Source organism: Streptomyces sp. NPDC006314, assembly GCF_040613075.1.
Taxonomy (GTDB): domain Bacteria; phylum Actinomycetota; class Actinomycetes; order Streptomycetales; family Streptomycetaceae; genus Streptomyces.
In genome coordinates this window covers 1-20,911 of the sequence record NZ_JBEXRL010000028.1, presented here as the reverse complement: position 1 = coordinate 20,911, position 20,911 = coordinate 1, and the positions used below count along the sequence as shown (strand labels likewise).

Sequence of the window (20,911 nt, the reverse complement as noted above, 5' to 3'; positions counted from 1 at the left end):
CACTTGCGGATTGTCTCGGCCACCACGCCTCACCGAGTACGCGCCCCCCGCTCGTGCTGGTGACCCGGCTGGCCAGAACCACCGCGGGGCCGGCGGGCGCCGCGCACACTCGCGGTAGTCAGCACGGCAGCCGTGTAGTCCGTGAGGGTGCGACCGGCTGACCACCCCTGGGACTCGGCCTTGGACACGTCCAGGACGACGGAATGCGCCAGCTGGTCGACGGAGTAGCGGGTGAGCAGCGGTTCCGTGTGCGGGCGCAGCAGGGCCAGCGTTTGGGCGGCCCCCGCCGCGGTACGGGCCACCGGCAGCGGGATGTGGCCGATGCGCGCCCGTACCCCGTGGGCACGCAAAACTGTCCGGATCGCCTCGTCCCGTTGGTACGGCGTCGGGTCGGCGATGTTGTACGCGCCGGGCTGCCAGCCGGCGGCCAGGAGGCAGGCGTCGGTGAGGTTCTCGACGGCCGTCAGGCTGAGGCGGACACTGGGCCCCGGCAGCATGAGCAGTCCGCGACGGACGCGGGACAGCAGCCGGGGCACCAGATGCGGGTCCCCGGCGCCGTAGACCGCCCGCGGTCGCAGCACCACGGCACCGGCGGCGAGCGCCAGCGCCTCTCCAGCGGCCTTGGTACGGCCGTACGCGTTCAGGTGCCCGCGCACCGGATGGTCCTCGGTGATCCTGGACCGGCCCCTCCCGGGCGCGTAGACGCTGGCGCTGCTCACCCACACCACCGGCCGGCCGGTGGCCGCCTGAAGGAGCCGGGCCGTGCCGTCGACGTTGACGGCACGCATCGCGGCCTCGGCGGGGGAGCCGGGCACCGGGTCGCCGACCGCCGCAGCGCAGTGCACGACGAGGTCGGCGCCGGACAGGTCCGGGATGTCGCGTGCGGCGTCCCAGGGGATGTGCCGGCCGACCGGCCCGGGACGCCGTCCGACGCACAGGACGTCGGCGCCGCGAGCGGCGGCCGTGGTTGCGACGTGGGAGCCGCAGAAGCCGCTCGCCCCCGTGACGGCGATCGTGGTCATCGGTCCTCCGGGTGTTCGTGGTCGTCAGCCGCCCGGAGGGTGAGGGACCGCCAGCCGGGCAGGGCGGCGCTCCGGTCGACGCGGGCGCGCAGGACGGTGGGGCGGTAGGGGGCGAGCGCGGCGAGGGTGGCGTCGAGCTGTGCGCGAGCCAGGCGTGCGCCGGGACAGGCGTGGGTGCCGACGCCGAAGACGAGCTGGGCCACGGCCGGCGGAGCCGGGTGACGGGCGTCCGGCGGATCACTGTGGGCCCGCGCGGCGTGCCGTGCCACCAGGATCAGGCGGTCCCCCGCCCCTACCGGGCAGCCACCGAGGTCGGCGTCGGCCGCTGAAACGCGGGGCAGCAGCGGGGAAGGGGCGATCACCCGCAGTAGTTCGCCCACCAGGGCCGGCCGCAGCCGGTCGTCTGCCGCCTGGTCCCAGAGCCGCGCGTCGGCACACCAGGCGGCGGCGCGCGGGAGGGCCGCGACGGTGGTGTTGACTGCGGCGACCGCGAGCATGGCCCGCAGGGCCGACTCCGACTTCTCGTCGGACGTGGCCGGGGCGAGCAGCGCCTCCAGCCGCGCCGTCGCCGCGGCCGCCGCCCGCGCGGTGCCCGGCCGTGGGCCGGGCAGGTGGTCGCGTACGGCGGTGGCCGCCGCCTCGGCGGCCGCTTCGGCGATGCCTACCGGGTCCCCGGTGGTGTGCAGGAGCGCGCAGACGGTGGCCCCGGCCAGTTCTCGGGCCAGCGGTACGAGGTCGACGTCGCGGCCCGCGCCGAGCGGAGCGAGGCGGCGGGTCAGGACGTCGCGCCACACCGGGCGCAGCCGCTCCACTGCGGCCGCGCCGAGGTCGTCGGCGACCGCACGCCGGGTGGCACGGTGACCGGTGCCCTCCTGGTCGAACAGCGTCCCGCCCACGGACAGTTCCCGGGCGGCGCCGCCGGTGGTGCCGGCCGCGGTGCGGTCCAGCGGGACGCGGGTGAGGGCCTGCCGGTACGTCTCCGTGCCGTGCACCAGCACCGCGCCGCCGATGCGGGTCACCGCCCGGCGGCGGGTGGCGGCGAGGAGGGCGAACAGCAGGGGGTGGGACCGGGTGTACACGCGCCGGTCCCGGCGGCGGGCCGCGCGGACAGCGGAGGGGCTGCTGGGCAAGGCGGATGCGGGGGCGGTAGTCACCGGACGTGCACTTCCTGTGGGTCGGCGGGGCGGTAGCGGCGGTCCCAGCACCACAGAAGGGTCTGTCGAGCACCCCATGCCCTCAGACGGCGCAAGCTGGTGTACACCACCATCCGCTCGGCCCGCGCGATCCGGTCGCTGTACTCGCGCGCCCGGTTGAGGAGCACGACGTCCTCCGGCGGTCCTTCCAGAGGGGTGCGGGGCGTGCCTCCGCAGCGCAGGTACAGCGCGGCCGTGATGCCGAGGTTGTGGCCGTGGCACAGCACGTAGGGCGCTCGGTAGCGTGGGTGACGGTGCCGGGTGCGGTAGCGCCCGTACAGTGCGGTCGCCCTGACCACCGCCGGGAGCAGGTACCGCTCGGCGAGTGAGGGGTCCTCGTCCCGGCGCGGAAGGCTTCGGCCGCAGGCCATCTCCGTGCCGCGGGAGAACTCCCTCCGCGCCGCAGCGATCCAGTCGGCGGCGGGCAGGCAGTCGGCGTCCGTGCGCACGAGCAGTTCGGCGCCGTGTTCGACGGCGTACTGGAATCCGGTGTCGACGGCGGTACCCGTGCCCCGCTCCCCCTCGTGGACGAGGTGCACGGGGAAGGGCGCGGTGGCGGCGAAGCGGCGCACGATACCGGCGGTCGCGTCGGTGGAGGCGTTGTCGACGACGACCAGGGCGAAGCCGGTGTCGGTCTGGGAGGCGAGCGCGGTGAGCGTGGCTCCTATCCCGGCCTCCTCGTTGTAGGCGGGCACCACGGCCCACAGCGGTGCGTTGCCCGGCGAGGTCATCCCCGGCTCCGCTCAGCGAGGCGCCGGGCGGCGAGGCGGGCGGTGGCAGCGCGGTCGGGCTTCAAGGAGCGGCCGGACAGCGGGATGTCGGCCAGCAGAACCGCGTCCGGCCGGGCGGAACCCATGCGCTCCAGCGGCTCGGCCAGGGCTGCCCGCAGCGTGTCGCGGTCGGCCCCCCGGCCCGGCTGTACGACGGCGATCAGGCGCTCGTCGCCGTCACCAGCCGGTACGCCCACGAGCAGGGCCAGTTCGACGCCGGGTACGTGAAGCGCGGGCTCGTACAGTCCCGGGTAGATGTTCTCCGCGCGCCGCAGAACCATGTCCTTGCGGCGGCCTTCCAGCACGATCCGGCCACCGTCGAGGCGTGCCTGGTCGCCGGTGGCGACCCAGGGGTCCGGTTCCTCGCCCAGGTAGCGGTTCCGGGCGGCGGGGCCGGACAGCAGCAGCTCACCGGACGCGTCCGTCTTGGCCACCACCCCCGGAAGAGGGGTGCCGGCCAGGTCTCCCTCGCCCGTGAAGGCGGCCTTGTCGGCCTGCTCGACCGCTGCGGCGGGGAACAGCTCGGTCAGCGCGTAGACGCCCCACGCCTCGTCGGCGCCCGCGCGCTTGACGCGGGTGAGTAGCTCGGCGCTCGCGGGAGCCGATCCCGTCCACACGCGCCCGGTGAACCGGCCGCCCTGGGCCAGCAGCCGCCGGAGCTGCGGCGGCGTCAGATAGGTGGCCTGCGGGGCGAGCCGTCGCAGCTGCCGGGGCAGCACGCGCGCGGAGCGGGCGGGCAGTGCGACCGGCGCTCCGCTCGCGAGGGACGGTACGAGGACGAAGAAGGTGCCGCCGAGGACGGGCCGTCCGGCCTCGGGCCGGACCAGGCCGGCCACCGTCGCCATGCCGGCGGCGAGCGAGGAGCGGGTGTGGACCACCGCGCGGGGCCGCGACGTGGTGCCCGAGGTGAAGACGATGACCGCGTCGCCGTCCTCGTCCACCGGGCGGGGCAGTCCCGCGGTCCGGACGCCGGTGTCCAGGGCGGGGGCGCAGCCGGGCAGCCGCGGCCCGACCGTGACCACCGGCCCCAGCTCCGTGAGGTCCGGCAGAGCCAGACGGGCCCGGCGGGCGAGCGGCCGGGCCCAGCCCGCGACCGCCTGGGCGGTGGCGTCGGCGAGGACGAGGTCGGGAAGGGCCAGGGCGAGCCGGGCGCGCAGCACGTCCGGCCCGGCACCCGGATCGAGTACCGCAGCCCGTGCGCCCAGCCGGTGCACGGCGAGCATCACGGCCAGGGCCCGGGGCCCGGGCCGTACGGCGACGCCGATGGTGCTGCCCCGTCCGATGCCCCTCCCGTGGAGGGCGGCGGTGCAGCGGTCGGCGAGGTCGGCCAGGTCCCCGTGGGTGGCCTTGGTGCGTACGGCGCCGGTGTGGGTGGTGCCGAGGACGGCGGGCCGGTCCGGGTGGCGCCGCAGGGTGTGGGCGAGGGCGTCGAGCATCAGCGCGGGTCCTCCCCATGGCGGCCCGGTCCCTTGTCCAGGTACCAGCGTGCGGTGCCGACGAGGCCGTAGGACCGCAGCCGGCGGGTGGAGTTCTCCACGACCATGTCACGGGCGTGAACGATCGCGGTGGTGTGGCGGCGTACCCGGTTCAGGAAGAGCCGGTCGGTGGGCGAGGGACGGCGCGGCATCCCGCCGACGGCCTCGTACAGCGCCGCGGTGATGGCCATGTTGTTGCCGGCGTGCATCCGGTAGGGGGCGAGGTAGCCGTGGCGGCGGTGGTGGGCGGGGCGTACCCGGCCGAAGAACGCGGCCACGCGAACCAGCGCGCGGAAGATGGCCCGCCCGAGCGGTCCGTGCTCATCACGACGCGCGTCGATACGTCCGCAGACGAGGCCCGCGCCGCGCTGCAGGGCCTCGCGGGCGCCGGCCGTCCAGCCGGGGCGCGGCAGGCAGTCGGCGTCGGTGCGGGCCAGCAGCGCCGCGCCGTTGCCGATCGCGTACCGGAAGCCGGTGTCCACCGCGCAGCCCACACCCTTCTCCGGCTCGCTGAGGACGTGGACGGGGAAGGGCGCCCAACGGGCGAAGTCGTACGCGATCGCCGCAGTGCCGTCGGTCGAGGCGTTGTCCACGACGACGAGGGTGAAGTCACGGTCGCGCTGAGCCGCGAGCGCGTCCAGCGTGGAGCCGATGCGCGCCGCCTCCTGGTGCGCCGGTACCACCACCCACAGGGACCTCATGCCTTCTCCCAGACCATCGTCATGATGCTCACGCCACCGCCCAGGCCCACGAACAGGACCCGATCACCGGGACGCAGCCGCTCGTGGACAAGGTCGAGCTGCACGCCGAGCGTGGCGCTGGCCATGTTTCCCAGCTCCGGGACGGTGACGACGAGCCGCTCCCGGGGGACGCCGGTGAGTTCCACGAACCGCTCCAGGTACGGCACGGTGACCTGGTGCACCAGGATGTGCCGGAAGTCGCTCCATGCCAGTCCGGTGCGCTGCCGCATCCGGTCGAGCACCGACGTCCCGACCTTCTCGAACACCTCGCGCAGCTCGCCGCCGTCACCGTGGAAGTACGTGTGCTCGTCCCCACGTGGATGCCGTGAGCCGCCACCGAAGAGGCCCCCGACCGACCAGTGCTCGGAGTGGGTCTCGGTGTCCACGTCGAGGATGCCGCCCCGGTCCACCGCCTCCACGACGACCGCGGCTCCCGCGTCGCCGAACGTGTAGCCCGCGAACCCGTCCCTGAGCTGGCCGAGACCGGACGGGTCGTGCCGCACCGCCCGGCTCGGGGTCTCCCCGGTGACGACCAGAGCACGGCGGGCGCGGCCGGCGAGGATCATCGCCCGCGCCGTGTCGATGCCGTTGACGAAGCTGTTGCACGCGTTCGTCACGTCCAGCGCGTGCGCTCGCGAACCCAGTTCGGCCTGCACGATGTGCGCGGTCGCCGGTTCGACCACGTCCCGCGTGGCGGAGGCGAACACCAGTAGGTCCACGTCGTACGGGGCGAGCCCGGCCCGGGCCAGCGCCGTGCGGGCCGCCCGCACCGCGAGCGTCGAGGCGTACTCTCCCTCCGTCACCGCCCGGCGTGAGGCGATGCCGGTGACCCGTTCGATCATCCGCGCCGGCAGGGAAAGCCCGGACGCTGTGGTGATTCGCTTCTGCAGCTGCTGAGACGTCACTTCGCGCTTCGGCAGGCAGGAGGCCACCGCCGTGATGCCTGCCCGGAGCACCGGCCCGTGAGCAGCGTGGTCTATGTGCATGAGGTGGACGCTACGAGCGGATCCGGACAGCTCGCCTGAGCACTTGTACTCAACTGGCATGGGTATACGGCCCCAGCGGGGAGGGCAGCGGTTGCAGCGCGCGCACCTGACGACCCGTGCCGGTTTCCTCGGCGTACCCGGCTGCGTCGTGCTCTGCTCCCAAGTCCTCCACGGGTATGCGCCAGTCGGCGGCCTCAGCGAGCCGCATGGCCGCCGCACGAGCATCGACGGCACGGGCAAAGCCGCGGCACGGACCGCGCTGGGAACCGAGCTCGTGGTGGACGCTGAATCGGGTAGCCGGGTCCGCTTCGGGGCCGCCGGGTCAGGAGAGGGACGGCCTCCTGCGCCGCCGGACCAGCAGCACCGCGACGGCGGCGACCAGAGCGAAAGCTCCGGTGCCCGCACCCACCCCTAGGGCGGTGGGCAGTCCGTCCTCACCGTCGTCCCGAGCGGTGCCCTGGGTGACGGTGAGGTAGCCGGTCTTCTTCACCCGCCCGCGGTGGCTGACGACGGTGACGGGATACGAGCCCGGCTTCAGGCCGGGCTTGACCCGCGCCGGACCCCAGAAGATCGGGTCATCTCCCTCATGCCCCTTGACGAGATCGGACTTCAGCCTGGCCGGGGCCTGGAACGCCGGGGAGGTCGCGGTCATCCGCCCCTCCTCCCCGGGGTCCGGGTTCGCGTCCTGCCATCTGACATACACCGTCCTGCCCGCCGCGATAGTGAAGCCCTCAACCCGGGCGTTGAACAGATGGCCCTCTTTCCTGAAGAACGCGGGGCTCGTGGCTTTGCCCAGATAGTCGTCGTCGCCGGGGCGGGCCGAGCGGACGTTCAGCCGGGTTGCGGCCTTCCGCTCCCCGTCCGCATCCGTCACCCATACCGCGTATGTCCCGTCGCGGAGGGTGTGCGGCAACGGCACGTCGAAGGCGTTGAAAGTGCGGGCGTTGTTCCAGGAGTCCTTGTCGTGTGCGAGGCGGACCGGCGAAGTGAACGCCGTGGAATGGACCGTGAAGGTCTTGCCGGTCTCTCCGGGGTACAGGTCGTCGAAGAACAGATCCACCGTGGTGCCTGGCCGCCTCGCGCCGTCTCCGTCCACTTCGATGGACGGACGCTTCGGCGGCTGGACATCGATGGTGTCACGCGCCACGACCTTGCCTCGGGCCCTGGCGGTGAGCGGATACGATCCGGGCTTGGCCGACGCCGGGATGGGCGCCTTGACGCCTTCCCCATCGGTGTCCCCGGCAGGGTCGTCCATCCGGATCGGGGCCGCGAAGACCGGCGATTCGGCCACCAGGTCCACGCCCGGCTTCCGTTCGTAGTTGAGCAGATCGATACCGATGGCCTCTCCGGGGCGTGGGCCCGCGGACGCCTGGCTGATCGTCGGAGGGTCTTCGGCGGCCGCGGCCGGCCGCGCCAGGCCCCCGCAACTCAGCACTCCACCACATACACCGAAGACCACAACCCGCTGCCAGCCCGCCGTCATGGCGCCCCCTCTCGCTCACGGAGGACGAGGGGAAGGCCGGGTCGGTGGTTGTCCAGGCAGCCCAGGGCAGCGCTGGGCTGCCTGAGCGGCGGCGTCCCGCGACTCCGGGGCGCTGAAGGTGGAGCGGCGGGTAGACGCCGTGTGCGGTATGCCCCAGCGCGGGGGAGTGGCTGGCCGGCTCGGGCGGGGTCCGGTGGGTGAGGCGAAGCGGTCGGCGAGCCGGACGGTGAGGGCCAGGCCCCGACAGACATCGACCGACCAGTGCTCACCGGTCCGCCGGGCGGAAGCGGGGCAGGGGGACGCCGGTCCTCTGCACGGGAGCTATGCGGCGAACACACTCGTCGGGAACCTCTGCCGCGGCACGGATCCTTATGGGCCGTTACCGCGGGCTTGAGGCGGAGTGGGGGAGTTGTCGTAGCTCGGCGACGCGCGTAGCGGACCGTGCGCGGTCGCGGTTGGCTCGTGTGCGCATCTCCAACCTCCCGCATCCGATGGATCCTTCGCGCGAAACATCATCCGTGGAGTCGTGGCACAACCATCGGGGGCGTTCGCAGGTCTCTTCTTCGTTGTGCAGCTCGTGATCAGGGATAGTCCGCTGAGCCCACGAGGTGCAGGCCGTCGGTTCAGTTCGGGGACGCCGCCGTGTGTCCCTGTCGTATAGGGGGTTTCGTTGCGTCACTCAGTCCGTCTCGCCGTGGCGGCGGCCATCGCTGCTTCGCTCACCGGCAGCCTGCTGGCCGTCTCGGCCGACCGTGCCGTAGCCGCTCCGTCCAAGCTGACGGACGACTTCAACGGCGATGGATACGGTGACCTGGCCATCGGTATGCCCGCGAAGACGGTCAACGGCAAGAAGCACGCCGGCGCCGTTCTCCTCGCCTTCGGCTCCGCCCGCGGCCTGACCAGCAAGCGGGTCTACCTCACACAGAACTCCGCCGGGATACCCGGCGGGGCCGAGAACGATGACAACTTCGGCAGCAGCATCGCCAGCGGTGATGTGGACCGCGACGGGTACGCCGACCTGCTGGTCGGCAGCGAAGGAGAGAGTGTGGGCAGCACGTCGCTGAGCGGCTCGGTGACCGTGCTGTGGGGCGGAGCTTCTCCCTTCCGAAATGCCCTCACCCTGCCGGCGGGGAGGGGGTTTTCCTCCCGCCTGTTCGGTGCCGACATCGCCGTCGGTGACTTCACCGGAGACTCCGCCCCGGACGTCGCCGTCACCGGACAGACGGCTTTGTGGCTGTACTCCGGGACCTTCACCCACACCAAGGCACCGGCCGGCCGTGACGTGCCCGCGCAAGGCCCCATCGCCGGCAGTTGGCACATCGCGGCCGGTGACTTCGACGGCGACGGCAAGGACGAACTGGCCGTCGTCCAACAGAAAGCCACCCTGATCTTCGGCCAGGCGGGCGGCACGGACATCGGCTACTTCTCCGAGCTGACCCGTCTCGCCGGCGGGAACGCCGTGGCGACCGGCGACCTCAACGGCGACGGCCGCGACGACCTCGCCATCGGTCTGTCCGACTCCCGTCTCTACCCCAACGGCCTGGCCGATCCCAGCAGTGACGCGGGCTACGTCACGGTGCACTACGGCGACCCCCACCACAACGCGGGTCTGAGCCCTACGCGTCACGTCTACCACCAGAACACCGCCGGCGTCCCCGGCGCCAACGAGCGCGACGACAACTTCGGCGCGGCACTGTCCATCGCCGACATCACCGGCGACCACCGCGCCGAACTCGCCATCGGCATTCCCTACGAGTCCCTGGGCCGGGTCACCCGGGCCGGTGAGGTGCTGGTGCTGCGCGGCGGTGCCGGCGGGCTGACCACCACCGGCGCGGCCCGCTACTCGCAGGACAGCCCCGGCATCCCCGGCGGCACCGAGAACAACGACGTCCTGGGTTCCCAGGTCCGCCTCGCCGACTTCAACCGCGACGGCAAGGCAGACCTCGCCGTCGCCGCGCCGGGCGAAGACGTCTACCACAATCAGGGCAGCGGGGCCGTCTGGCAGCTGCGCGGCACCAGCAACGGCCTGAGCACCGGCGACGTCACCGTCTTCGGCCCCAAGGAGTACGGCGTCGCCCGCGGCTCTGGGATCGGCGACACCCTCCTCGACTAGAACCCGGACGCGGCCGGATCATCGACAACGCGGCGCGTCGAGAAAACCCACCTGGTCTGTTCGGTATGACCGAGCAAGCCCAACCGTTTGGCTTCATGCCCTGGTCGACGCCTCGGGCGTCGACCCCGGTTCGACCGCCCGAGGCCGCCCGCCGAGACGGCACCCACACGACCTTGCCTGTCCCCCCTCCCGGCCGGTCCGGCCTTCGGCCTGTGCCCGGCCCCGGCGGGTGTGAACCGTCCCATCTACTGCACGGCTTCCGCACCGCACGCCCCTCGCCTGACAGAACCCGGCCTACAACCGGCCGCTCCGTCGAGTTTCTACCTCGGCGACGGCATGACCACGGCACTGCGGCCGGCGTCTACACCCGTGGCCCTCCGGCTCCCCGATCTCCTTCGACCAGTCCAGGCCGAGGCTGTCGGCGAGCCGGTGCAGGGCTTCCTCGGTGCGGCCGTAGGCGGTGATCACCCAGTCGCCGTAGCCGGTGTCGTGCTGGACGATGACGTCGCGCCCGCCGAAGTACATGGCGCGAAGCCCCAGGCATGTCCGTCAGCCGCACGGTCCCGCGCCTGGTCGACGTGCTGTCCGAGCCGGAAGTGCCCGCGCCGCGGGTGGTCGGTGTCGAGGAGCACGCCACCCGCAAGGGTCGCCACTGCGGCACCGTCCTCATGGACGTCGAAACCCGCCGTCCGATCGACCTGCTCCCAGACAGGGAGGCGACGAGTCTGGCCGCCTGGCTCGCCCAGCGGCCCGGCGACCTTCGGACACTCGCTGACGAAGCCCTCGCCCGCATTGCCGGCGACGAGGCCGGGCCCGCCTCGAATCGGGTCGACCCGGAGGACTGGAAGCAGTGGCGGGCGATGCTCAGCCGCCTTCGCGCTGTCCTCGTACCGCCGCCACCTTCCACCGCTTCCTTCGATGTCCAGACATATCGGTTCGGCCCGCTCGTCTTTGATCGTGCTGTGCTGGTGAAGGTGGCGTGGGGGAGTTGTCGTATCTGATCCACGCGCGTAGCGGACGCGGTCACGGCTGCGGTTTTCTCGTGTGAGCATCTCCAACCCCCCACATCCTATGGAGACTTCATGCGCCGCGCCTTCTTCGGCCTGCCCGCCGCCGGTCTGCTCCTGGACTGGTCATGGTCGGCCTGTCGGCCTGTCGGCCGCTCCCGCTCTCGCTCTCGAGGCGAGTTCGACATCTGGTCCATCCAGCCGGACCGCTGCACGACCCGCCAGGATGTCCTGGCCCATGACGGCAAGGACGTCCAGGGCAAACCCGATGGCTGCCAGCCCATCAGCGGCTCGTGGTACTCCGCTTACGACGACACCACGGTCACTGATCCAAGAGAGCCGATGGCACGCCGCGTCCGATCCCAGCCCAGGCGAGGCGTCCACAGACGGCGCGATGCGGCCGGTCCGCTGCCCTTGATGCGGTTGCCTCAACCGCCGAACCGGACACCCTGCTTGACCCCGTAAAGCCGACTGCCGCCAGGAATAGCCGCCTCACGGGACGGCGTTCGTGCCCCTTCCGGCACTGTCTGCGAACAGCCAAGTTTCAGCCGACATCACTTCCGAGTAGTGACATGTACATGACGTAAATGTCAGTCTCTATTCACCCGCCGCACGAGCACCGCAACCTCCGCAACCGATCTGGCCGGCCCCATACCGACCGGACTTTCCCCCCACAGAAGGAGTTTGTGTGACCCCCCGCTACGCGCGTCACCAGCGCACCACTTTGGCCGTTGCCACTGCCGTGGCCGCCGGAGCCCTGCTGAGCACCGCACTGACCACCACGGCCACGGCCCAGCCCACCGGCAAGATCCACCTCGCCGCCGCGCCGGCCGGTCTGTCTGCCGCTGCCCGTACCACCCTGATCCAGAAGGCGCAGGCCGACGCGGCCGCGACCGCGCAGAGGATAGGCCTCGGCGCCAAGGAGAAGCTGGTCGTCAAGGACGTCGTGAGGGACGTCGACGGGACCGTGCACACCCGCTACGAGCGCACCTACGCGGGCCTGCCGGTGCTCGGCGGCGACCTCGTCGTCCACACCGCCACGTCGGGCAGGACCGAGGGTGTCACCAAGGCGGCCAAGTCGGCCATCAAGGTGGCCTCGCTCACGCCGCAGATCAGCGCGGCCAAGGCCGAGAGGCAGGCGGTGTCCGCCGCCAGAACCCTCGGCTCCGCCAAGACCACCGCGGACGGTGCCCGCAAGGTGATCTGGGCCGGCTCCGGCAAGGCCGTCCTCGCCTACGAGACGATCGTCGGCGGCCTGCAGGACGACGGCACCCCGAACCAGCTGCATGTCATCACCGACGCGGCCTCCGGTAAGAAACTCTTTGAGTACCAGGGCATCGAGACCGGTGTCGGCAACACGCACTACAGCGGGAAAGTGGACCTGACGACGACGCAGTCGGGCTCGTCGTACGACCTCACCGACGGTTCGCGTGGCGGCCACAAGACGTACAACCTTGACCACGGGTCGTCCGGCACCGGCGCCCTGTTCTCGCAGCCCAGCGACACCTGGGGCGACGGAGCCGTGTCGAACGCGGCGACCGCCGCGGCCGATGCCGCCTACGGCGCGCAGGAGACCTGGGACTTCTACAAGAAGGCCTTCGACCGCAGTGGCATCAAGAACGACAGTGTCGGCGCCTACTCGCGCGTCCACTACGGCAACTCCTACGTGAACGCGTTCTGGGACGACAAGTGCTTCTGCATGACCTACGGCGACGGCTCCGGGGACTCCAACCCGCTGACCTCGCTGGACGTGGCCGGCCACGAGATGAGCCACGGCGTCACCTCGAACACCGCGGGCCTCGAGTACAGCGGTGAGTCGGGTGGGCTGAACGAGGCGACCTCGGACATCTTCGGCACGGGCGTGGAGTTCTACGCCAACAACTCCTCCGACGTCGGTGACTACCTCGTCGGCGAGAAGATCAATATCAATGGCGACGGCAAGCCGCTGCGTTACATGGACAAGCCCAGCAAGGACGGCGGCTCCGCCGACTCCTGGTCTTCCAGCGTGGGCGACCTGGACGTGCACAACTCGTCCGGCGTCGCCAACCACTTCTTCTACCTCCTCGCGGAAGGCAGCGGCGCGAAGACGATCAACGGGGTGAGCTACGACTCACCGACGTCCGACGGTTCCACGGTCACCGGTATCGGCCGGGACAAGGCGCTGCAGATCTGGTACAAGGCGCTGACCACTTACTTCACCTCGACGACCGACTACGCGGGCGCCCGCACCGGCACCCTCAAGGCGGCAGCCGACCTGTACGGCGCCGACAGCACCGAATCCAAGGCGGTTGCGGCAGCCTGGTCCGCGGTCAACGTCAACTGACACCCGCTCAACCGGAGGGCGGCAGCCGGAACTCGGCTGCCGCCCTGTCCGTGAGCTTGCACTCTGACCTCCGCCTGCGTCAGGGCGAGCGGCTTCGCGGTCTCTCGGCGTTGAGAAGCAGGGAGGCCGTACGCGACGTGCTGTGGAACCGTCGCCCAGCGAGCGCCGCTTGGACGGCGAAGGCGGTGCCGTCGCCCGCGCGGACGAGCGTTCCCGCCCGGCCTGGACGCCCACATCGCCGACCAGGCCTTGGCGCGCCGCGGCCGCCGGATCACCGTGCCCGAACCCGACCGCCGGCCCCGGCGCCAGGCCAGTCCGGCGACAGCTCATGACGGCGCTCACCGGCCCCCCGGCCTATCCCGGGCGGGTGAACAGGGGTACGTCGCCGGGGGAGAGACCGGGCCGCGGGCGGTGCCAAGGTGCGGGGTGCCTCCAGCGGCCGGCGCTGTCGCGGGTGACGTCTGTGTCGACTTCCACGACCACTTCGCGGCGCACAGGTGACGTTCAGCCTTACCTTGCTGCCTCACCCGACGGAGAACGTTCAGCCCTTCCACGGCTGCTCGCCTCGGGCGGGTGCCAGCAGGCCGGTGACCTCCCGGGCGGCGGACTAGAGCCGGCGTCGTGGTGCGGCCGGCGTACTGCAGGCGCCGTTCGGTGTCGTGGCGGCCAGCAGCAGCGTCCGGGGTGCCCGCAGAGATCCGTGACCGCGCCGACGATCGCCTCGTACGTCTCACGGGCCTATGGGTGAAGCAGCAGTATGCGCAGACATGGCGTGGTATCTCATCGCGCTGGTACCGCCTCTGCTCGGCATGGGGTTGGCCAGCTGTGAAGCGAGGGACCTTGCCGACTGGGCTCGTGTGTCAGCGGCCATCGGTCGGTTCGGGAAGGACGCGTAAACGGAGCCGGCGCCTGAGGTTGAAGGCGGTCGAGTCTGCTGCTCGGCCTCCGCCTGCTCATAGATCAGCGGTCGCGGCCGCCGGCAGGTGCAGAGGTCCAGGACGCCTGGTGGAGTCGATCGATTCCGTCGAGGATGAGGTCGAGGGCGAACTCGAACTCGAACTGGTCGTCGCAGGTGCTGCCGACGGCGGAATCGGGGTCGTGGGCGCCGGCGGTGGCGACCTCGACGATATGCGGGTACCGCAGGGCGACGTCGCGGAACATGCGCTCGCGCAGTTCCGGGTCGGCGGGAGGCGGGGAGGTGGGGAACACCTCCTGGGTGAAGCCCCACATCCTGCTGCCGAGGGCGTGCATCGCGTGGTGGGTGAGGTCGGCCGAGAGTCCGCCGGCGCGGAAGGTGCCGATCAGGGCGTTCATGTGGTCCAGGACCACTGGGGAGGCCTGAGCCCTGGACTCGATGACCTGCGTCGCCCACGGGTGACGGAGCAGGGCCTGTCGCGCGGAGAGGACGCGTCGTCGGACTGCCTGCTTCCAGTTCGGATCTCCAGCAGGCGGTTCGATCTCGCCGATGACGACGTCGACCATGCCGTCGAGCAGCTCTTCCTTGTTCGCCACGTGCTTGTAAAGCGCCATCGGCACCACTCCCAGCTCCTGGGCGAGGTGGCGCATGCTCACCGCGTCGATGCCGGACCTGTCGGCAAGTGCGACCGCGGCGCACAGGACACGGTTCCGATTGAGCCGCGCTCGGGTGGCCGGCCGGCCGGTCCCGGCGGTGGGGTCTGGCTGCACCGGCGTGGGGCGTGGAGATCGGGCACTTGACACGGTGTACAGAGTACACCTACGGTCGAGCTCCCTCAAAGGTGTACGCCGTACGCCCCTGCGATCCGAGAGGTCACCATGGCATCCACCCGCAGAACCGCCGTCATAGCCGGTGCTCTGTACCTGGTCACACACGTCACGTCGGTGACCGCGCTGGCCCTGTACCGGCCGCTCCTCAGCGACGCCCACTTCATCACCGGCTCGGGCCCCGAAGCGCAGGTGGTCCTCGGGGCCTTGCTCGAGGTGGTCCTGGCGCTGTCGATCGTCGGCACGTCCGTCGCGCTGTTCCCCGTCGTCAAGCGCACGAACGAAGCGGTGGCGCTGGGCTATGTCGGGCTGCGTACCCTGGAAGCCGCCGTCATCGCTGTCGGAGTCGTCCCGCTGCTCGCCGTGGTGACCCTGCGTCACGATCTGGCCGTCCGGTCCGGCGCTGTCCCTCTCGGAGAGGCGATGGTCGCCCTCCACAACTGGACCTTCCTGGTGGGCCCGAGCCTGGTGTGCGGGACCAACACTGTGCTCCTGGCCTACCTGTTGTACCGGTCCCGGCTCGTGCCCCGGTTCATCCCCGTGCTGGGACTCATCGGTGGTCCTCTGGTGTTCACCTCGGGCGCTGCCCAGATGTTCGGCCTCATCGACCAGATCTCACTCTGGGCCGCGCTCGCGGCCATCCCAGTGTTCGCCTGGGAGATCTGCCTCGCCCTCTTCATGCTCGCCAAAGGCTTCCGGACTCCGGTTGAGGCGCACCCCGCCTCAGCGCCGTTTCCGAGCACCCCGCAGCCGGCAGCGTTGTAGCCGGACCCTGCGGTCGGCGACCGCACAGCGAGGTGGGCCGCGGAGATATCTCCTTCCGCGGCTCCGGCGCACCATCCGGTACGTCACCCGGTAAGAGCGTGCCGGTGTTGCCGGAGGCGTCGAGCTTGGAGAACCACGGCCCGTCGGAGACCCCCGCCCCATATGCCCGCGCAGTCGATCTGCATCTGGTAGTAGCCGGACAGCGCGGTTGGGGAGACGTTGGGGCAGCGGACCGCCTGGTCCTGCGCGTTGTGCGCAACCTCCAGGTAGCCGGTGACGGTCACCCTGTTGGCATAGCCGGGCGTACGGGCGAGGGCGTTTTGGCGGCCATGACGTCCCGGACGTTGTTGCGGACGTTGGGCTTCAGGCTCGCGAAGGCGTAGTCCATGTCGGGGTTCTTGCTCTTGTCCGAGGCGTACCGCCTGTCACGGAAGCACTTGTCGACCGCAAAGATCCCGGTGTGGTCGTACATGGGCACGAACATGGACTTCACGCTGACACAGTGCCCGGCGGTGAGGATCAGGTTGCGCCCCCCGCTGCGCCCAACACTGGCGGAACAGTGGCCAGCGGTCGCAGCGGCCGTGATCACACGGCCGCCGCACGCGTGCACACGATGATTCACGTGTTCCTCATCAATGCACATGGTCCTCATCGCAGTTGGGGCGGGCCCAGCTCGATGTCGACGCCGCAGACCTGCGCCCGCACATGACGCCCCTTCGCATCCGTCATCTTGACGAAGGAACCGTCCTTGGTGTGCGGGGGCACCACGGTGATGCTGGGGTCGTACTCGGCCGGAACCTCGCAACCGTCGCCCGGGGCGGCCGTCGCCCCGTAGAAGAGCGGGAACTCGACGGTGTGGCCGGGGTTCAGCTCCAGATGGACCGGTGTGGCCCCCTTCTTCGGCTTCCCGCCGGCCGACGGCCCCTTGCCGATGTACACGTCGATGTCCGGGTAGCCGTCGAAGGCGCAGGACTTCGATCCCTTGTTCTCGGCGCTGAGCGTGGCCGCCGGCGTGTTCTGACTGCTTGCCGGGCAGACGCGTCATCTTCCAGCCCAGCTGGGAGGTTCGGCATGCGGCGGGACGAGCGTCGGACGGGCCCTGATCGTTCCCGCAGGCCGCGGTCCCCAGCAGTGCCACCAGCCCCAGAGCGGAGACCGCCAGGGTCCACCGTGCCATGAGAATCCCCCTGGCGAAGACACCCCCTGCGGGACCCAGTGCACCGCTGCTGCCTCACCGCACAGGTAGATGCGGGCCATGCGGGGTTCGGATGGAATCTCGCTGCCGTGGACGACTACCTCAGAGGAGGTGAGCCTCGGAGTGCTGCGGGAGGTGCTCGTAGCCGCCTGCGCTGCGGCGGGCGTTCATGATCCACCCCAGTGTGCGCCCAACGCGCCAGTTCCTGCCTCTGAGCACGCGATTGGATCACCCAGAGAGTAATGGCGATGTCGAGTGCACTCACGTGCAGCATAGCTTTCATGTCTGGACTCCCGGGGATGCGGCCGTCTTGGGGGCGGCGTCGGTGAGTGAAGGCAGTTCCCCACTGTGGTCGGGGGCGTTCTGGCGCAGCCAGAAGCTCAGCAGCATGCACGCGACCGCGAGCCCGAAGAGCACGGTCGGCAGCGCCTTGACGTCCAGACCGTCGATGACGACACCGAGTAGCGGCGGGAAGGTGACGCCGCCGATCATCGACGCGGCGATGACGTAGGCGCCGGCGGCGCTGATGCTCGGGACTGCCCGGTTCAGCCAGGGCAGACAGGTTGGGAAGATCGGCGCGATGGCCAGGCCGACCCCGAAGTAGGCGTACGGAGCCGCCGCGGGCACGGTCGCCAGCAGGAGGAAACCCGCCATGCCCGCGCAGCAGACCGTGAGGATCGACGGTGCCGAGAAGCGCAGGCTGAGCGGGACGACGACGAAGCGCCCGATGGTCATGGCGGCCCAGTACGCCGATGTGGCGGTGGCGGCGGTCGCTGCGGCGAAGCCGACGGTCTCGAGATGGGTGGGCTCCCAGCCGCCGACGCCGGTTTCGATGGCCACGTGCAGCACGTAGACGCCGATGAACGCGGCGATGATCGGCAGGACGCGCGGGCTGGCGGCGACCGCCGCGGTCTCGGTGTCGGGCCCGGGAACCCGAGCGGCCACGCCGCCCAGGGTCAGCAGGATGAGCAGACAGACGACGCCGGAGCCCACGAATATCACCGGGTAGTTGTCGGCGCCGAACCAGCCGATCAGGGCAGGTCCCGCGATCGCGCCGACACCGAAGTGGCCATTGAGCAGATTGAGCATCGCGGTGCTGCGTCGGCCGAAGCCGACGGCGAACAACTGGTTGAGGCCGTAGTCGACACCGCCGAAGCCGAGACCGGTGATGAAGGAGCCGGCCAGGGCGAGGGTCCAGTTCGGCGAAAAGGCGAACGCCACCGCCCCCAGCGCCATGAGCAGGTAGGAGGCGCCTAGCAGAGTGCGCTGGCTCAGCCGCTCGCGCAGCAGGTGGTAGACGAGCACACCGACCAGGGCGCCGATGAAGTGCGCGCTCAGGCTGAGCCCTGCGACAGCCGGACTGATGTCGTACTTGCCTCGCAGCGCGGGGATCGCGGGCCCGTACAGGGCCTGGAAGGCTCCGATCACCACGAACCCGGCGCAGGAAGCGACGATCGCCGCGGTCGTGAACAGCGGACCCGGGGCTCTGGATGGTTCGGGCCGGCTTGTTGCGGACATCGGACTCCTCAGGGTGATGGCTGACTGCGCATGGAACATGCGTGAAGCTGCGCGGATCGCACAGACGTCCCGAGGATATTCTCATGTACTGTGTTCATTTGAACAGGTGGCTTGTTTGCCACCCGGAGTTCTCCCAGCCCGCAAGATGCGCTTCAGTAGGGGCATGAACGTGATGGACAGACACAACTTCGTGATCGAGCTGCTCATGCGCGAGAACCGCGCGACCGTCGCCGACCTCGCACGCGCGACCGGGGCCTCCGAAATGACGATCCGCCGCGACCTGGAGGTCCTGGAGTCGCGCGGCGCGCTGCGCCGGGTGCGTGGTGGCGCGGTGAGCAACCTGCCGGGCGGGGTCGAACCGCCCTACGCGATCCGCGCCATGTCGGGTGCGGAGGCCAAGGAGCGGCTCGCCCGGACGGTGCTGACGCTGCTCACGGACGGCGAGACGATTGCGCTGGACACGGGTACGACGTCGGTGGCGATCGCCAAGGCCATGCAGAACCGGCAGTTCACGGTCACCCCGCTGTCGCTGCACGCGGCCTTCGTTCTCTCCTCGTTCCCCGGTGTCCAGCTGCTGATGCCCGGCGGCCAAGTCCGCCCGGAAGAGCTCTCCTTCTACGGCCAGACCCCCGTCCAGACGTTCAAAGACCTGTGCTTCGACACGTTCGTGCTGGGCTGTTGCGGGGTGGACCCCGCCCGGGGAGCCACGGCCTACAACCTCGACGACGTCCAGGTGAAGCGGGCGGCCGTCGAGTCCGCGCAGCGCGTCATCCTGGTGGCCACCGCCGAGAAGCTGGGCCGGACGGCGCTCAGCCGTATTTGCTCGCTGGAGGAGATCGCACTGGTCGTCACGGACGCGTCGCCGGACAATCCGGTGGTCGAGACGATGCAGGCACGCGGCGTGAAGGTCGTACATCCGGAGGACTGAGCCGCGAGGCAGCCGACCCCGCACGGAACGCCCCTCCCTCGCCGTCCCTGAGCGCCGGGCAGCCCGGGCTAGGGCGTGTGTCGGAAGTGCTCTAGGTTGGCTGACGTGAGTGGGCGGGGGCGGAGTTATCGATACGTTGGACCGGTCGAGCTGAAGGCTGCGGTCCGGCCTGGTGACGGCGGGCGTCGGATCGGCTCGGCGGCTGACTTCGGTGGCTGGATCGTGGAGCAATCGGCGGCGGAGCTGGCCGAACCGTTTACCTTCGTGGTCGGTATGGATGGTGTGCTTCGGCTGGCGCCGCGGCGAAGCGAGCACGTGGCCTGTGCGGGCGGTGGCATGGTTCTGAGTGCTGGCGAGATCGGCTTCGTGCGGGAGGCGGACTGGTGGGCCGTGGGCGAGGTCAGCAACCAGTCCACCGGTTACTGCCCGGACGTGACCTCCTGGCCAGCAGTCGCCCGTGCTCTGGACCGTGTAGGGCTCGGGCGGCCCTCCGGCTTCACCCACGAGGTGGTGTTCCGGCGGTGCCCTGACTGCCAGGAGCGCAACATCGTGCGCGAGGACGACTTCGTCTGCGTCTTCTGCGGCAGCGATCTGCCGGAGGCGTGGAACGTGGATCCCACCGCGTGACGGCCGAGGGTCACAGCCACTCGTTGATGGCAGCGACGAGGACAGTCGCCTCGTAGCGGACCGCGAGCTTGTCATACCGCGGGCAACAGCGCGGTGCCTCTTGAGGCGATTGATTCCGCACTCGACCGCGTGACGCTGGCGGTAGTCGCCCGGGTCGGAAATACGGTGGGCGGCCGCCGCGGGAGCCGAGCTTTTGGCGGTTGCGTGCCTGGTCGGCCTTGTCCGGGATAGTGCAGCGGATTCCGCGGCGGCGCAGGTAGGCGCGGTTCCTGCGGGAGGCGTACGCCTTGTCCGCACTGACCCGATGGGGGCGGACGCGTGGCCCGGTCCGAGGCGGGGCACGCGGACTTTCTCCAGTACGGGTTCGAACTGCGGCGAGTCCCCGCGCTGCCCTGCCGTGATCACGATCGACATGGGCTTCTGGCCTTGCTCGACGGCCAGGTGCAGCTTGGTGGGGAACCCGCCGCGCGAGCGTCCCAGTCCGTGATCGCCGGGCTCGGCGAAGACACCGCCCGGTGGTTCCTTCTGCAGGTCACCCTGCTTGCGAGCCCCGGCCGCATGCTGATGGGCGCGGCACACGGTTGAGTCGACGCTCAGATCCCACGCGATCAAACCCTTCGCGTCGGCCAGGGACTGGAGTCGGGTGAGGATCCGCTGCCAAGTGCCGTCGCGCTGCCATCGGCGGAACAGGTCGTAGATTCGGCCCCACGGACCGTACTCGACGGGCACGTCCCGCCACGGCACACCGGTCCGGACCTGAAACCGTATGCCGTCGATCAGCAGCCGTCGGGACCAGACGGGCGGCCGCCCCGCCTTCACTCCCTTCGGCAACAACGGCTCCAACACCGCCCACTGCTCATCCGTGAGATCACCCCGCCCCATGAACCGTGATCATCCACAGCTCGAGATCCGCTTTCGATACACGCCCTACTGATCTTTTCGTAAGTTCGGTGGGTGGGGTGGGTGGATGGTGAGTCCGGTGTGGGCGAGGAAGGACCACGGCAGTTGTGGGTTGTGGTTGAT

At 70.6% G+C, this 20,911-nt stretch carries 17 protein-coding genes and 3 pseudogenes; 6 read left to right on the top strand and 14 right to left on the bottom strand.

Annotated features, from left to right (window positions below; translation table 11 throughout):
* Positions 1 to 29: 29 nt before the first annotated feature.
* From ABZ079_RS33400 to ABZ079_RS33370, 7 genes are all read right to left on the bottom strand, one after another.
* Positions 30 to 1,022, bottom strand: a complete 993-nt coding sequence (locus ABZ079_RS33400) for an NAD(P)-dependent oxidoreductase (protein WP_356943211.1) — start codon at positions 1,020 to 1,022, stop codon at positions 30 to 32.
* Positions 1,019 to 2,176: a cytochrome P450 gene (locus ABZ079_RS33395; protein ID WP_356943210.1), complete on the bottom strand. Its 1,158-nt coding sequence runs from the start codon at positions 2,174 to 2,176 to the stop codon at positions 1,019 to 1,021. The genes ABZ079_RS33400 and ABZ079_RS33395 overlap by 4 nt, the downstream gene beginning before the upstream one ends.
* The gene (locus ABZ079_RS33390; protein ID WP_356943209.1) at positions 2,173 to 2,946 is read right to left on the bottom strand and encodes a glycosyltransferase; all 774 of its coding nucleotides are present in this window, start codon (positions 2,944 to 2,946) and stop codon (positions 2,173 to 2,175) included. The genes ABZ079_RS33395 and ABZ079_RS33390 overlap by 4 nt, the downstream gene beginning before the upstream one ends.
* Complete coding sequence (locus ABZ079_RS33385) at positions 2,943 to 4,421, bottom strand: class I adenylate-forming enzyme family protein (RefSeq protein ID WP_356943208.1); 1,479 nt, start codon at positions 4,419 to 4,421, stop codon at positions 2,943 to 2,945. Before ABZ079_RS33385 ends, ABZ079_RS33390 begins: the two co-directional genes overlap by 4 nt.
* Positions 4,421 to 5,161, bottom strand: coding sequence for a glycosyltransferase (locus ABZ079_RS33380; RefSeq protein ID WP_356943207.1), 741 nt, complete (start codon positions 5,159 to 5,161; stop codon positions 4,421 to 4,423). The genes ABZ079_RS33385 and ABZ079_RS33380 overlap by 1 nt, the downstream gene beginning before the upstream one ends.
* Positions 5,158 to 6,186 (bottom strand): 3-oxoacyl-[acyl-carrier-protein] synthase III C-terminal domain-containing protein, encoded by a 1,029-nt coding sequence (locus ABZ079_RS33375; RefSeq protein WP_356943206.1) that lies wholly within the window; start codon positions 6,184 to 6,186, stop codon positions 5,158 to 5,160. The genes ABZ079_RS33380 and ABZ079_RS33375 overlap by 4 nt, the downstream gene beginning before the upstream one ends.
* A 322-nt stretch (positions 6,187 to 6,508) precedes the next feature.
* A complete protein-coding gene (locus ABZ079_RS33370; protein WP_356943205.1) occupies positions 6,509 to 7,669 on the bottom strand; it encodes a hypothetical protein in 1,161 nt (386 codons plus the stop codon).
* A gap of 670 nt (positions 7,670 to 8,339) precedes the next feature.
* Here ABZ079_RS33370 and ABZ079_RS33365 point away from each other — a divergent pair.
* Positions 8,340 to 9,782, top strand: coding sequence for an FG-GAP-like repeat-containing protein (locus ABZ079_RS33365; RefSeq protein ID WP_356943204.1), 1,443 nt, complete (start codon positions 8,340 to 8,342; stop codon positions 9,780 to 9,782).
* A 294-nt stretch (positions 9,783 to 10,076) separates the two neighbouring features.
* Here ABZ079_RS33365 and ABZ079_RS33360 read toward each other — a convergent pair whose 3' ends face one another.
* Entirely contained in the window at positions 10,077 to 10,307 is a 231-nt protein-coding gene (locus ABZ079_RS33360; RefSeq protein ID WP_356943203.1) for a hypothetical protein, read from the bottom strand.
* Positions 10,308 to 10,324: 17 nt separating this feature from the next.
* Here ABZ079_RS33360 and ABZ079_RS33355 point away from each other — a divergent pair, with 17 nt between their 5' ends.
* Together ABZ079_RS33355 and ABZ079_RS33350 are read left to right on the top strand one after the other, a co-directional pair.
* On the top strand, positions 10,325 to 10,783 hold the full coding sequence (locus ABZ079_RS33355) for a hypothetical protein (protein ID WP_356943202.1): 459 nt from the start codon (positions 10,325 to 10,327) through the stop codon (positions 10,781 to 10,783).
* 694 nt (positions 10,784 to 11,477) lie between these two features.
* Positions 11,478 to 13,112 carry a M4 family metallopeptidase gene (locus ABZ079_RS33350; RefSeq protein WP_356943201.1) on the top strand — a complete coding sequence of 545 codons (1,635 nt, stop codon included), beginning with the start codon at positions 11,478 to 11,480 and terminating at the stop codon, positions 13,110 to 13,112.
* A 960-nt stretch (positions 13,113 to 14,072) separates the two neighbouring features.
* On the opposite strand, the gene ABZ079_RS33345 is transcribed toward ABZ079_RS33350, so the two are convergent.
* Complete coding sequence (locus tag ABZ079_RS33345) at positions 14,073 to 14,729, bottom strand: TetR/AcrR family transcriptional regulator C-terminal domain-containing protein (protein WP_356943250.1); 657 nt, start codon at positions 14,727 to 14,729, stop codon at positions 14,073 to 14,075.
* A gap of 177 nt (positions 14,730 to 14,906) precedes the next feature.
* Between ABZ079_RS33345 and ABZ079_RS33340 the strand changes: the two genes are divergently transcribed.
* Entirely contained in the window at positions 14,907 to 15,620 is a 714-nt protein-coding gene (locus ABZ079_RS33340; RefSeq protein ID WP_356943200.1) for a DUF4386 domain-containing protein, read from the top strand.
* A gap of 280 nt (positions 15,621 to 15,900) precedes the next feature.
* On the opposite strand, the gene ABZ079_RS33335 is transcribed toward ABZ079_RS33340, so the two are convergent.
* The 4 genes and pseudogenes from ABZ079_RS33335 to ABZ079_RS33320 all read right to left on the bottom strand — a co-directional run bounded on the left by ABZ079_RS33335 (position 15,901) and on the right by ABZ079_RS33320 (position 18,333).
* On the bottom strand, positions 15,901 to 16,104 hold the full coding sequence (locus tag ABZ079_RS33335; protein ID WP_356943199.1) for a hypothetical protein: 204 nt from the start codon (positions 16,102 to 16,104) through the stop codon (positions 15,901 to 15,903).
* A gap of 164 nt (positions 16,105 to 16,268) precedes the next feature.
* Positions 16,269 to 16,628, bottom strand: a pseudogene (locus tag ABZ079_RS33330) (DUF4232 domain-containing protein); the annotation flags it as partial.
* 301 nt (positions 16,629 to 16,929) lie between these two features.
* Positions 16,930 to 17,034 (bottom strand): annotated as a pseudogene (locus ABZ079_RS33325) (IS5/IS1182 family transposase); the annotation flags it as partial.
* A gap of 60 nt (positions 17,035 to 17,094) precedes the next feature.
* Entirely contained in the window at positions 17,095 to 18,333 is a 1,239-nt protein-coding gene (locus ABZ079_RS33320) for an MFS transporter (RefSeq protein WP_356943198.1), read from the bottom strand.
* Positions 18,334 to 18,496: 163 nt separating this feature from the next.
* On the opposite strand from ABZ079_RS33320, the gene ABZ079_RS33315 reads away from it, so the two are divergent.
* Together ABZ079_RS33315 and ABZ079_RS33310 are read left to right on the top strand one after the other, a co-directional pair.
* Entirely contained in the window at positions 18,497 to 19,261 is a 765-nt protein-coding gene (locus tag ABZ079_RS33315) for a DeoR/GlpR family DNA-binding transcription regulator (protein WP_356943197.1), read from the top strand.
* 105 nt (positions 19,262 to 19,366) lie between these two features.
* Complete coding sequence (locus ABZ079_RS33310) at positions 19,367 to 19,888, top strand: hypothetical protein (RefSeq protein ID WP_356943196.1); 522 nt, start codon at positions 19,367 to 19,369, stop codon at positions 19,886 to 19,888.
* 138 nt (positions 19,889 to 20,026) lie between these two features.
* On the opposite strand, the pseudogene ABZ079_RS33305 reads toward ABZ079_RS33310, so the two are convergent.
* Positions 20,027 to 20,770: pseudogene (locus ABZ079_RS33305) on the bottom strand (IS5 family transposase); the annotation flags it as partial.
* Between the last annotated feature and the right edge of the window lie 141 nt (positions 20,771 to 20,911).